Source organism: Microbispora triticiradicis, assembly GCF_005864065.1.
Lineage (GTDB): Bacteria > Actinomycetota > Actinomycetes > Streptosporangiales > Streptosporangiaceae > Microbispora > Microbispora triticiradicis.
Window position 1 is genome coordinate 248,779 of sequence record NZ_VANP01000009.1, and the last position, 12,007, is coordinate 260,785.

General features: G+C 74.0%; 12 protein-coding genes. 7 read left to right on the forward strand and 5 right to left on the reverse strand.

From position 1 onward, the window contains the following. Positions 1-43: 43 nt before the first annotated feature. Positions 44-568 (forward strand): hypothetical protein, encoded by a 525-nt coding sequence (locus FED44_RS23750; protein WP_138462096.1) that lies wholly within the window; start codon positions 44-46, stop codon positions 566-568. Between the two features lie 18 nt (positions 569-586). On the opposite strand, the gene FED44_RS23755 is transcribed toward FED44_RS23750, so the two are convergent. Then, positions 587-1,687 carry an alpha/beta hydrolase family protein gene (locus FED44_RS23755; protein WP_167521571.1) on the reverse strand — a complete coding sequence of 367 codons (1,101 nt, stop codon included), beginning with the start codon at positions 1,685-1,687 and terminating at the stop codon, positions 587-589. Between the two features lie 109 nt (positions 1,688-1,796). Between FED44_RS23755 and FED44_RS23760 the strand changes: the two genes are divergently transcribed. The 3 genes from FED44_RS23760 (at position 1,797) to FED44_RS23770 (ending at position 4,088) form a co-directional block, all read left to right on the forward strand. After that, positions 1,797-2,933 (forward strand): sensor histidine kinase, encoded by a 1,137-nt coding sequence (locus FED44_RS23760; RefSeq protein WP_138462098.1) that lies wholly within the window; start codon positions 1,797-1,799, stop codon positions 2,931-2,933. Then, positions 2,930-3,577 (forward strand): response regulator, encoded by a 648-nt coding sequence (locus FED44_RS23765; protein WP_138462099.1) that lies wholly within the window; start codon positions 2,930-2,932, stop codon positions 3,575-3,577. Before FED44_RS23760 ends, FED44_RS23765 begins: the two co-directional genes overlap by 4 nt. A 112-nt stretch (positions 3,578-3,689) precedes the next feature. Continuing rightward, positions 3,690-4,088 carry a PPOX class F420-dependent oxidoreductase gene (locus tag FED44_RS23770; protein ID WP_138462100.1) on the forward strand — a complete coding sequence of 133 codons (399 nt, stop codon included), beginning with the start codon at positions 3,690-3,692 and terminating at the stop codon, positions 4,086-4,088. 120 nt (positions 4,089-4,208) lie between these two features. Here the strand turns inward: FED44_RS23770 and FED44_RS23775 are convergent, their stop codons facing one another. Beyond that, positions 4,209-4,865: a response regulator transcription factor gene (locus FED44_RS23775; protein WP_117410393.1), complete on the reverse strand. Its 657-nt coding sequence runs from the start codon at positions 4,863-4,865 to the stop codon at positions 4,209-4,211. A gap of 4 nt (positions 4,866-4,869) precedes the next feature. After that, positions 4,870-6,090 carry a sensor histidine kinase gene (locus FED44_RS23780; RefSeq protein ID WP_117410394.1) on the reverse strand — a complete coding sequence of 407 codons (1,221 nt, stop codon included), beginning with the start codon at positions 6,088-6,090 and terminating at the stop codon, positions 4,870-4,872. A gap of 110 nt (positions 6,091-6,200) precedes the next feature. Here FED44_RS23780 and FED44_RS23785 point away from each other — a divergent pair, with 110 nt between their 5' ends. The 3 genes from FED44_RS23785 to FED44_RS23795 all read left to right on the forward strand — a co-directional run bounded on the left by FED44_RS23785 (position 6,201) and on the right by FED44_RS23795 (position 10,296). Next, positions 6,201-6,977: an ABC transporter ATP-binding protein gene (locus tag FED44_RS23785; RefSeq protein WP_138462101.1), complete on the forward strand. Its 777-nt coding sequence runs from the start codon at positions 6,201-6,203 to the stop codon at positions 6,975-6,977. After that, positions 6,971-8,749 (forward strand): ABC transporter permease, encoded by a 1,779-nt coding sequence (locus FED44_RS23790; RefSeq protein ID WP_208759139.1) that lies wholly within the window; start codon positions 6,971-6,973, stop codon positions 8,747-8,749. Before FED44_RS23785 ends, FED44_RS23790 begins: the two co-directional genes overlap by 7 nt. Positions 8,750-8,952: 203 nt before the next feature. Next, positions 8,953-10,296, forward strand: coding sequence for a sensor histidine kinase (locus tag FED44_RS23795; protein ID WP_167521572.1), 1,344 nt, complete (start codon positions 8,953-8,955; stop codon positions 10,294-10,296). On the opposite strand, the gene egtD is transcribed toward FED44_RS23795, so the two are convergent. Together egtD and egtC are read right to left on the reverse strand one after the other, a co-directional pair. Then, the gene (gene egtD / locus FED44_RS23800; protein ID WP_396698992.1) at positions 10,286-11,269 is read right to left on the reverse strand and encodes an L-histidine N(alpha)-methyltransferase; all 984 of its coding nucleotides are present in this window, start codon (positions 11,267-11,269) and stop codon (positions 10,286-10,288) included. The genes FED44_RS23795 and egtD overlap by 11 nt on opposite strands. A gap of 16 nt (positions 11,270-11,285) precedes the next feature. Next, positions 11,286-12,005, reverse strand: coding sequence for an ergothioneine biosynthesis protein EgtC (gene egtC / locus FED44_RS23805; RefSeq protein WP_117410344.1), 720 nt, complete (start codon positions 12,003-12,005; stop codon positions 11,286-11,288). Positions 12,006-12,007: the final 2 nt, after the last annotated feature.

Genomic DNA, 12,007 nt, shown 5'->3' on the forward strand with positions numbered 1-12,007 from the left:
CCGCGAGGGCGGGTGATCCGGCCGGGGTGGGAAAAGGCTCCTCATGATGCGCAACCTGGTGAACGGCGCCGTCGGCGGCGCGCTCGCGACGGCGGTGTACAGCGCGATGCTGATGGCGGCGGACAGGGCCGGTCTGCTGGAGGAGCCGCCGCCGCGGCGATTCGCCCGGATGACTCTGCCGGGCCGCGGGAGCCGTCCCCGACCGGGCGAGAGCGTGCTCTCGACCATCGCGCACTATGCCTTCGGATCGAGCTGCGGCACCGTGCTGGGCCTGCTGTCGGCCGGTCAGCGGGTGCCCGTCCCGATCGGCACGGCGTACGGGCTGCTGGTGTGGCACTTCGGCTGCCGGGGCCTCGCGCCGAGCATCGGCGCGTACGCGCCCCTGCCGAAGGACCGCCCGGGACGCCAGGCCACACTGCTGGCGGGACACCTGCTGTGGGGCACCGCGCTCGTGCTCGCGCTCAACCGGCTGAGGACCGAGAGGGCGCCGCTGACCACCGAGCTCGCGCCCCGGCTGCGGGAGGAGGTCCGGCGTCCCACGGTCCCCGAACCCGTCCCCGCCCTCTGATCCGGACCGCTCGCCCGACTACCAGAACCTGACTTCCGGATACTCCGCCGACGGCCCGTAGAGCAGGGGTCGCCGCTTGCCCTTCAGGTGTGTGTCGAGGAAGGCGGTGACGTATTCGCGGGTGATCTTGAGGGAGCGTTCACCGTCGATCGGAAAGGCCGGCATGCCTAGCTGCGGCGCGAGCACCGCGTAGTCGACGAAGCTCACGTGCTCCGCGCCGGTGACGGTGAGCCAGCGCTTCCACGTTCCGGTGACGTGGGGCCAGAACAGGTCCCATGACTTCGGCTGCCCGCTGGTCGCCGGCTGCTGCCGGGGGTTGCCGATCATCATGAACGGCTTGGTGACGGGCGCGACAGGGGTATCGGGGTTGTAGGAGCCGTCCAGGTTGACCGCGGCCTCGATGCGGTCGCTCACTGGCAGCAGGTGGGCCGCGCTCTGGCCGCCGACCGAGTGCCCGACCATCGCGATCCTGCTCTCGTCGATCAGCCGGTTCCAATGCCCGGCCAGCTCCAGCTCGTCCAGCACGAAGGTCGTGTCCGCCGCACGCACCCGGGCGACCTTCTCCCCCAGCTCCGGGGTCTGGCCGCCCGCACCGGCCTGGAACGTGACGGTCCTGCCGTCGGGGAACGTCGTGGCGACCGACTCGTAGGTATGCTCGATGCCCGCCACTATGTAGCCCCGGCTCGCGAACTCCTCGGCCAGCGAGGTCAGCGTGGCCCGTGGCATGGTCATGCCGGGCGACATGACCACCAGCGGCCATCCGCCCTTCTTCGCGAGCGCGGGCGCGTCGGCGCGGGCATGCGTCTTCGTCTTCGTGAGCGTGTCCGGCGCGAGGTCCTTCAGCTGGGGGAATCCCTTGAGGATCAGCGCCGATTCCTGCGGGGTGACGTACGGCGCGGCCCTACCCTTCGTTTTCTTGGCCGGATACCAGAGGGAGACCATCAATTCACGTGGTCTGCCGTCCACCCAGGGGTCGGGCCGGTGGGAGTCGACCAGGTGGACGTCCGACCGTCCGACCGCGTGGTGCCCGGTGGGCGCAGGAAGAGCCGGCGTGGGGGCAGGAGTGCCGCCGGTGACGGGAGCCAGGGCGATCACGCCGGCGATGAGCATGTTCTTCATGCCCGTCACCCTGCCGGGCGACCCTTTCGCACCGTCCCCTGCGAAGGTCACGCGGCGTGCGCGACTTTCGTAGGGGTCGCTCAGCCGGTCGCCCCGATAGCCTCTGACCATGACCTCTACCGGTGCGGGCATCCTGGATCGGGCCCTGCCGTGGGTGCTCGGGAGCGCGGTGTTCGTGCTCTGCGCGGGCTCCGCGTCCGGCTGGGCCGGCGTGGCGACGACGGTGCCCGCCCCGGTGGCCCTGGCGGTCGCCGCGGCCTCGGCGGGAGCCGCGGTCGTCGGCAGGCGTTCGGCGTGGCCGGTGACCGTGGTGGCGGCCGTCGCCTACGTCTGGCTGGCCGTGTGGCCGCCGGTGGTCGTCGCCTCCTACTACACGGGCCTGCACCTGGGGCGTCGTCAGGCGCTGTGGCTTTACGCGGCCGGCGCGTCCGCCGTGTGGGCGCTGGGCGCGGCCGTCTCCTGTCTGAGCGGCGGCCAGCGGGCGCTGGCGATGGGCTCCTCGCCCAACGTGCTCATCCTGGGCGGCGCGCTGGTCGGGCTTCCGCTGGTGGCCGGGTTGTGGAGCCGCGCCAGGCGGCAGGTGCTCGACGCCATGCGCGAGCAGGCCGGACAGCTGCTGCGGGAGCAGGTCCTGCGCGCGGAGCAGGCACGCGCCCAGGAACGCGCCCGCATCGCGCGGGAGATGCACGACGTGGTCGCGCACCGGGTGTCGCTGATGGTCCTGCACGCCGGGGCGCTGGAGGTGAGCGCGCTGGACGAGCGTACGGCCCAGGCGGCCGCTCTGATCAGCGACGTCGGCAGGGAGGCGCTGCGCAATCTGCGCGAGGTGCTCGGCGTCCTGCGCTCGCCGGACGCCTCCCGCGACCCGCAGCCCACGCTGACCGACCTCGACCGGCTGCTGGAGCAGTCTCGCGCCCTCGGCCTCGTGGTCAAGCGGCATGACGAGGGACGGGCCCGCCCGCTCGGGCAATCGGCGGAACGGACCGCCTACCGCGTGGTCCAGGAGGCGCTGACCAACGTGCACAAGCACGCGGACGGCGCCGAGACCGACGTGGTCGTCCGCTACCTGCCCGCCGAACTGGAGGTCGTCGTCCGCAACGGGCCGTCCCCCGCGGGCGAGGGGCTCCCCGGATCCGGGTGGGGACTGGTCGGCCTGCGCGAGCGCGTCGAACTGCTCGGAGGCGCCTTGGAAGCCGGCCCGCACGGAGGGGGTTTCCGGGTGCTGGCGAGGATCCCCGCCGCATGATGCGCGTACTGCTCGTCGACGACGAAGCGCTGGTGAGGTCGGGGCTGCGGATGATCCTGGAGTCGGCGGGCGACATCGCGATCGTGGGCGAAGCACGCGACGGCGAGGAGGCGATCGGCGCGGCCGCCCGGCTCAGGCCTGAGGTCGTGCTCATGGACGTCCGGATGCCCGGCATGGACGGCCTGACCGCCGCGGGGCGGCTGCTGCGCGCCGCCAGCGCCCCGAAGGTGGTCATGCTGACCACCTTCGACCTAGACGAGTACGTCCACGAGGCGCTGCGTCTCGGCGCCGTGGGGTTCCTGCTCAAAGACACCCCGCCGCGTGAGCTGATCGCCGCGGTCCGCACGGTCGCCGCGGGGAACGCGATGCTCTCCCCCGCCGTCCTGAAGAGGCTCATCGGCTCGTTCGTCCACAAGGCGCCCTCGCGTGCCGAGGCCGCTCGCGAGCGGCTCGCCGCGCTCACGGCCAGGGAGGAGGACGTGATCAGGGCACTGGCACGCGGCCTGTCGAACGCCGAGGTCGGACGGGAGCTGAAGCTGTCGGAGCCGACGGTGAAGGCGCACGTGAGCCGGCTGCTCGCCAAGCTGGGCCTGGCCAACAGGGTGCAGGCGGCGATCCTCGTCCACGACGCCGACCTCGCGTGACCCCGTCCGGCTCTCCTCGGAACGTCCTCCCGCCCCGTCCTCGGGGGAGAATGTGGTCTTGCGCTGTCGTGTTGCCGATCTGGCCAGCGCCGACCGACCGAGGAGAAGTCGAATGAGCAAGCTCGATGAGAACGCCGTGGCTTTACTGAAGGAGCCGGTCCACGCCTGGGTGACGACCGTCAGGCCGGACGGATCGCTGCACAACACCGTGGTGTGGGTCGACATCGACGGAGAGGAAGTCGTCTTCAACACCGCCGTGGGACGGGCGAAGGAGCGGCACCTGCGCGACAACCCCCGGGTGTCGGTCAGCGTGCTCGACCCGGGCAACGCCTTCCGCTTCGTCAGCGTCTCCGGCACCGCCACGCTGGAGCTCGAAGGCGCGGACGCGGTCATCGACGGCTTGGCGAAGAAGTACCTCGGGGTGGACGCCTACCCCTACCGCCAGCCGGGAGAGCAGCGCGTCACCGTACGCGTCGTTCCCGTGAAGGTCATCTCCAGCGCGGGACGCTGACGGGGCGTTCGCCGGGCGAGCACGCACACAGCCGCCCGGCACGCCCTCCCGCCCCCACCGGCGCCGGGACCGGCGCTCGGGCGTCCGCACGCGACCGGCGCGACGCGACCTCAGGCCCGCTCAGACTCCGGCGCGCAGGTAGGCGAGCACGGCGAGCACCCGGCGGTGGTCGTCCGCGTCCGGAGGCAGGTCGAGCTTGGCGAGGATGCTCGCGATGTGCTTGGCGACGGCCGCCTCGGTGACGAACAGCGCGCGGGCGATCGCGGCGTTGGACCTGCCCTCCGCGACCAGGGCGAGCACCTCGCGCTCGCGCGGTGAGAGCCGGGCCACCGGGTCGCGGCGCCCGCGCAGCAACTGCCGGACGACCTCGGCGTCGATGACCGTGCCACCGCCCGCGACCGTCGTCACCGCCCCGGCGAACTGCGTGACGTCGCCGATGCGGTCCTTCAGCAGATAGCCCACCCCGCCCCCGCCCGGGCACCGGGTCTGGTCGAGCAGTTCGGCGGCGTAGGTTTGCTCGACGTACTGGCTGAGCACCAGGACAGCGAGGGACGGCCGCGCCGCCCGCAGTTCCAGCACCGCCCGCAGCCCCTCGTCGCTGAATCCGGGCGGCATGCGCACGTCGGCGACGACGACGTCCGGGTCCTGCTCGGCGACCGCGGCGATCAGCGCGGCGGCGTCGCCGACCGCCGCGACGACCTCGTGCCCGAAGCGTTCCAGCAGGCCCACGAGGCCCTCCCGGAGCAGCACCGAGTCTTCGGCTATCACCACACGCACGGGATCACCTCTCGCACGGGATCTCCGCCCGCACCGTGGTCGGGCCGCCGCATGGGCTGTCGACGGTGAGCGTGCCCCCGACGGCCGCCACCCGGTCGGCGAGCCCGGTCAGGCCGGTACCGCCCGCCGGGTCCGCTCCCCCGCGCCCGTCGTCGGCGACCTCCAGCACGAGCCGTGCGCCGCGCAGCCGGCCGCGCACCGTGCAGGAGCCTGCCCCGCTGTGCTTGGCCACGTTCGCGAGCGCCTCGCAGGCGACGTAGTAGGCCGCCGCCTCCACCCGCTCGGGGAGCCGCCGGTCCAGCGCGATGTCCGCCCGCGCGGGCACGGGCGACCTCCCGGCGACGTCGCGTACGGCGGCGGGCAGCCCGCGATCGGCGAGCACCTGCGGATGGACGCCGCGGATCAGCTCGCGCAGTTCCTCCAGCGCCTGCCCGGCCAGCTCGCGCGCCTCGTCGAGCCGCAGGGCCGCGGGCGAGCCCGGCGGGAGGTCGAGCCCGGCCAGGCCCAGCTTCATCGACAGCGCGACCAGCCGCTGCTGCGCGCCGTCGTGCAGGTCGCGCTCGATGCGGCGGCGCTCGGCATCGAAGGCGTCCACCAGCCGGGCCCGGGACCGCGCGATCTCCCGCACCTCGGCCTCCTGCGGGACCAGCATCGCCCGCGCCATCGCGGCCCGGGCGCCCGCCCAGGCGCTGACCGTGTACGCCGCGACGGGCACCAGCAGCAGTCCGACGGCCGAGCCGGCGAAGGTCTCCGCCAGAGTCGCCTCCCCCTCGGGAGCGATCGGCTGCACGACCGGGGAGAGGATCAGCACCGCGGGCCCCCCGATCGCGGCCGCCGCCACCAGCAGGTCGACCCACCAGAGCGCGAACAGCCCCACGAGGGTGTGCCCCGCCTCCCGCCATCCCGGCCACCACCCGCCCGGCAGTCCGCGTACGGGCTGCCGGTCCACGTACCTCAGCCGCCACCGCTCGAACCGGGCCACGGGCGTGAGCAGCACGGCCGCCACCACGAGGGACACCGGTACGGCTGCCGGGCCGTCCATCGCCCGGACCGGCGTCAGGACGGCGGCGAAGGCGGAACCGGGGACGATCCCGGTCAGCAGGTACGCCAGCGACCGCCACGGCCAGGCCGAGGCAAGGAACCGCTGGGGCGGCCCGGCGAGCGCCTCCAGCGCGGTACGGGGCGTGAGAGGGGCGACGGCGGGGACGAGGAAGGGGGCGGCCACGGCATCGACGCTAGCCGCCGGGCCCGCCGTTGTCGGTAGTGCTGGGGATACCTCCGGTTCTCGCCTCAGCGCCAGTGCCTCGCGGGCCCGCCCCCGGTTGGCTCGGCTCCATGACACGAACAGGCACGACACGAACCGGCACGACGCAGACAGGAACGGCGCAGGCGGTCCTGCTCGACTCGGTCCGCATGGTGTACGGCACCGGGCCCGGCGCGGTGAACGCTCTCGACGGGGTGACCCTCGGCTTCGCCCAGGGCACCTTCACGGCCGTGATGGGGCCCTCGGGCTCCGGCAAGTCAACGCTGCTGCACTGCGCCGCCGGGCTCGACCGGCCGACGGACGGGACCGTCCTGATCGGCGGCGTCGACCTCGGGCCGCTCGGCGAGAAGGCGCTCACCCTGCTGCGCCGGGAACGGGTCGGCTTCGTGTTCCAGGAGTACAACCTCGCCGACTCGCTCACCGCCGAGGAGAACGTGGCGCTTCCCCTCCGCCTGGCCGGGCGCCGGCCCGGCCGGGACGAGGTGCGCGAGGCGCTCGCCGAGGTCGGCCTGGAGCGGCGGGCCGGGCACCGGCCCGCCGAACTCTCGGGCGGCGAGCGGCAGCGGGTGGCGATCGCCCGCACGCTGATCACCCGGCCCGCCGTGCTCTTCGCCGACGAACCGACCGGCGCGCTCGACCGCGCCGCGTCCCGGGTGGTCATGGAACTCCTGCGAGCGCTCGTGGACGCCCACGGGCAGACCGTCGTCATGGTCACGCACGACCCCGCCGCGGCGGCGTACGGCGACCGGGTCGTGCTGCTCGCCGACGGGCGGCTCGCCGGGGAGCTGGACCGGTCGAGCGCCACCGAGATCGCCGCCCGCGTGGCGCTGCTGGAGGAGACGTGCTGAACCGCCCGCTTAACCGGCCACTGAACCGGCCACTGAGTCTTTCGCTGCTCCGCGGCCGGTGGACCGGCCTGGCGGGCACCTTCGCCGCGCTCTGCCTCGGCGCCGCGATCCTCACCGCGAGCGCGCTGCTGCTGACGTCCGCCGGCCCGCGGGTGCCCGCCCGGTACGCCGCCGTGCCCCTGCTCGTGCACGGCCCCGGCGTGCCCGGGGAGGAGAACAACTTCGCCGAGAACCCGCCCTGGTCCCCCGAGACGACGGAGGCGCTGGTCCGCGCCCTGGCGGCCGTGCCCGGTGTCGCGGCGGTCGTTCCCTACCGCGACCCCGGGCCGTACGTCTCCGACGGCGAGCCGGCGCGGTCCGGAGACGGGGCGACACGGTCCGGGGACGGGGTCCGCGTCATCGGGCTGCGCGCCGAGCCAGGAGCCGATCTCTCCGCCGTACGGGCGGCGGCCGGGCGTGCCGTGCGCGGCGCCGGGGACGGCACGGCGCGGGTGCTTGCGGGAGAGGACCGGGCCGAGGCCGAGCCCGCCGCCGACGCGCGGACCCGCTGGATCGGCATGCAGGTGCTGACCGCGATGGCGCTGCTCGGCGGCTTCGTGTCGGTGTTCGTGGTCGCCTCCACCTTCGCGTTCCGGGTCGTCCAGCGCCGCCGGGAGTTCGGCCTGCTGCGGGTGGCCGGCGCGACCCCGCGCCAGGTGCGGCTGATCGTGTACGGCGAGGCGCTCGCCGTGGGCGTCGTCGCGGCCGCGGCCGGGGCCCTGCTGGGCGCCGCCGTCGCGCCCGCCCTGGGCCGGGTGCTCGTCACGGCGGGCTTCGAGCCCGCGTCGTTCGACGTGCGCCTCACCCCGCTCCCCGTGGCCGGCGCGGTCGCGGCCGGGATCGCGGCGGGCCTGCTCGGCGCCTGGTCCGCGTCGGGCCGGGCCGCCCGGGTCCGCCCGCTGGAGGCCCTGCGCGACCACGCGGCGGGCGGCACGCCGATGACGCGCCTGCGGTGGATCACCGGCGTCACGGCGGTCGCCGGCGGCCTGGCCCTGGCGGTGGCGAGCGCCTCCGCGCGGGAGGACTCCCTGGTGAACGCCGTCCTGGTCGCCGCGATGGCGCTCATCGTCGGGCTCACCCTGCTCGCGCCGGTCACCCTCCCGCCACTCGTCCGCGCCTTCGCGTGGCCGATCTCCCGGGCGGCCGTGGGCATGCTGGCCGGGCGGAACGCGTTGGCGGCCGTACGGCGCACCGCCGCCACGGCGGCCCCGGTGCTGCTGACGGTGGGCTTCACCGTGCTCGTCACCGGCATGGTGCGGACGACCGCCGCGGCGTACGCCATGGGGAACCCGGCCGCCGACCAGGCGGAGGAGGACCGGCTCGTCTGGCTGTTCACGCTCCTGCTGGTGGGGGTCTCGGCCGGCTACTCCGGCCTGGCGATCGTCAACACGCAGGTGATGGCGGCGTCGGCGCGCGTGCGCGAGTTCGCCGTCCTGCGCCTGTCCGGAGCGACGCGGCGGCAGGTGATCGGGGCGACCGCGGCCGAGGCGGTGCTCGTCACCGGGATCGGCACCACGCTGGGGTTCGCGGTGGCCGTGCCCGCGCTGCTCGGGATGCGCGCCGGGCTGTCCCAGAAGGCCGGTGCGGCCGTCCCCCTGGTGATTCCCTGGCCGGCGGTCGCGGCGGTGGTGACCGCGTGTCTCGTCCTCGCCGCGGGCGCCGCCACCCTTTTCACATGCGGCGCGATTTCACCTCGGCGACCGCTGTTCCCACGGTCCGGGAAATCGGCGTGAGGTGAACGTAAAGGGGCGGCCAAGCATCAGCCCTGAGCTGGTAAGACTTGTGATCCTTTTTGTCCTGACGGCTCCGATCTCGGATACGTCTCATACCCTTTTTATCCGGGCATTGCATTACACAGAATCGGGGAGGGGTCATGGCTGGCAGGCGCATGCCTTTCCTTTTACGCCCGCGTTCGATCCAGGCGCGCATCGCCCTGATGAGCGCGGTTCTCTCCCTCATGGTTCTCACGGTGATCGGAGTGGGCCTGGACCTCGCGGTCCGGAACCGGATCCACTCGCACCTGTTCATCGACGCCCAACGGGTGGCCACCGACTGGATCGCCTCGATGGGCCCCGACGGCATCCCCCCGCCGCCCGCCGCGCCCGAGAACCTGGTGCAGCTCGTCGACTCCCGGAACCGGGTGATCACCGCCAGCCGGGGGGCGACCGGCAGGCCGCCGCTGACCTCCCCCATGCCCGGCGACCAGGACCGCCTGCAGTACCGGATCGAGTGCCGGGACGGGGAGCGGTGCGTCGTGGTCACCGCCGTACGGGTGCTTCCGGTGCAGTCCCGGCTCTTCTGGAACGGCGAGCCGCACGCCGTCTACTCCGGGAGGGCCGAGCCGGCTCTCCTGGCGACGCGGCGGCTGGAACTGTTCATCGCGATCGGGGTGTTGCTCATGACGGCCGGCTGGACGTGGGCGAGCTGGCGCTCGGCGGGGCGCACACTGCGTCCCGTCCGGGACATCCGCGAGAAGGTCGAAGAGATCACCGTGTGCGACCTCAGCCTGCGGGTGCCGCAGCCGCGCGGCCGCGACGAGATCGCCGAGCTGGCCCGGGCCTCCAACGACCTGCTCGAACGCCTCGACTCCTCGGTGCGCCAGCAGCGGCACTTCGCCTCGATGGTCTCCCACGAGCTGCGGACCCCCCTGGCCGGGCTGCGGACGCAGCTGGAGGAGGCCCTGCTCTACCGCGACGACACCGATCCGTACGAGACCCTGCGCACGGCGGTGCGCACCACCGAGCGCTGCCAGGCGATCATCAACGAGATGCTCGCGGTGGCCCGTGTCCGCACGGCCGCGGCGGCCGAGCCCGAGCCGGTCGACCTCGGGGCGCTCGCGCGGGAGGAGGCCGCCGCCCGTACGGACGGGGTGCCCGTGCGCGCCGAGATCAGGGACGACGTGACCATCCTCGGCAACCGGGTCCAGCTGTGCGGCGTGCTGACCAACCTGCTGGTCAACGCCCAGCGGCACGCGCACAGCGAGGTGGAGGTCAGCGTCGAGCGGGCCGGGGACGAGGCGGTCGTCACCGTGCTCGACGACGGCGACGGCATCGCGCCGGAGGACCGCGAGCGGGTCTTCGAGCCGTTCGTCCGGCTGAAGGACGGGCGCCGCCGCGACCCCAAGGGCACCGGGCTGGGCCTCGCCCTCTGCCGCGTCACGGCGGACGCGCACCACGGCACGCTCCGCGTCGAGGACTCCCCGCGCGGCGCCCGCTTCGTCCTGCGCCTGCCGCTGTCCGCGGCAGTCCCGGCCGCCGAGGGTCGCCGGCTCAGCTGTTGACGATCGGCACAGTGCCCATCGGCACGGGGGCGAGGGTCAGCGCGAAGTCGCCTCCGCTGTCGGTGTACCAGCGGGCGACCGCGAACCCGGCCCGGGACAGCTCGCGAAGCAGGCCCTCCCTGCGGAACTTGGCGCTGATCTCCGTGCGCAGCTCCTCCCCCTCGGCGAAGGCGGCCGTCAGCCCGAGCGCCCTGATCGGGACCTCCATCGGCCGGGTCGCCCGCAGCCGCATCTCGATCCACTCGTTGTCCTCGTCGTACAGCGCGACGTGCTCGAACGCCTCCGGCTCGAAGGCGGCGTCCAGCTCGCGGTTGACCACCCGGAGCACGTTGCGGTTGAAGGCGGCCGTGACGCCCCGCGGGTCGTCGTACGCCGCGACCAGCCGGGCGTGGTCCTTCACCAGGTCGGCGCCGAGGAGCAGGGTGTCCCCCGGCCGCATGGTGGCGCGCAGTTCCTTGAGGAACACCTCCCGGGCGGCGGGCGTGAGGTTGCCGATCGTGCCGCCGAGGAACGCGACCAGCCGCCTGCCCGTCCTCGGCAGCAGCGCCAGGTGCCGCTCGAAGTCGGCGCGCACCGGCCGCACGTCCAGGCCGCGATAGCGTACGGCGAGCCGCTCGGCCGCGGCCTCCAGCGTGACGGCGTCCACGTCGACCGGGACGTAGGTCCGGAGCGTCCCGGCGGCGGCCAGCGCGTCGAGCAGGAGCACGGTCTTCTCGCTGGTGCCCGAGCCCAGTTCGACGAGCGTGTCGGCGCGGCTGAGGGCCGCGACGTCGACCGCCCGGCGGCGCAGGATCTCCAGCTCGCACCGGGTGGGGTAGTACTCGGCCAGCCGGGTGATCCGGGCGAACAGCTCGCCTCCGGCCGCGTCGTAGAACCACTTGGGCGGCAGCCACTTCGGTGTGGAGGTGAGCCCGGCGCGCACGTCGCCCTCCAGAGTCTGGCGCAGGTAGTCGCCGCCGAGATGATCGATCATGCTCATGGGCCACCTCTCAGTCGATGGGTGTCACCGCCACGCCGTCGGGGGAGGCGAGCAGCAGACTGCGGTCGGGCACCGGCCGCCATCCGGGCCGGTCGTCCAGCGGTTCGCTGGACACGAGCACTCCCTCCTCCAGGTGGGTGAACAGGGTGTCGCCCCAGGCGACGGCCGCCACCTCCGCGCCGCCCGTCACGAGCAGGTTGAGCCGCGCGTGCCGGTCCCCCTCCGCGGCCTCGCGCACGACGAGGGACAGCGCGTCGGCGAGCGGCACGCCGACGCGGAGACGGGCGAACACCGCCGCGGCGAGCCACGCCGAGTCGCACGCGCTCTCCGGGTCGGCCTCCACGCCGGTCACCAGGGGCCGGACCGCCTCGCGCCGGACCCTGCCGTTGTGGCTGAGCAGCCAGCGCCCGTCCGCGAACGGCGCCGTCGCCGTCTCCTCGACCGGCATGCCGGTCGTGGCCGACCGGACCGCCGCGAGCAGGCACGACGAGCGTGCCGCCGCGGCGAGGCCGGGCATGTTGGCGTCCGCCCACATCGGCACCGCCCGGCGGTAGCGGACCGGCTCCGGCAGGGCCGCGTCATACCACCCGAACCCGAACCCATCGGCGTTCACGATGCCGTACCTCTGCAGGCGCGGCGCGTACGACTGGCGAAGCAGGCCGTGCTCGGGGTCGCTGACGAGCGAGGCCAGGGACCGCGCCGGCCCCAGCCACGCCGCGTGGCGGCACATCG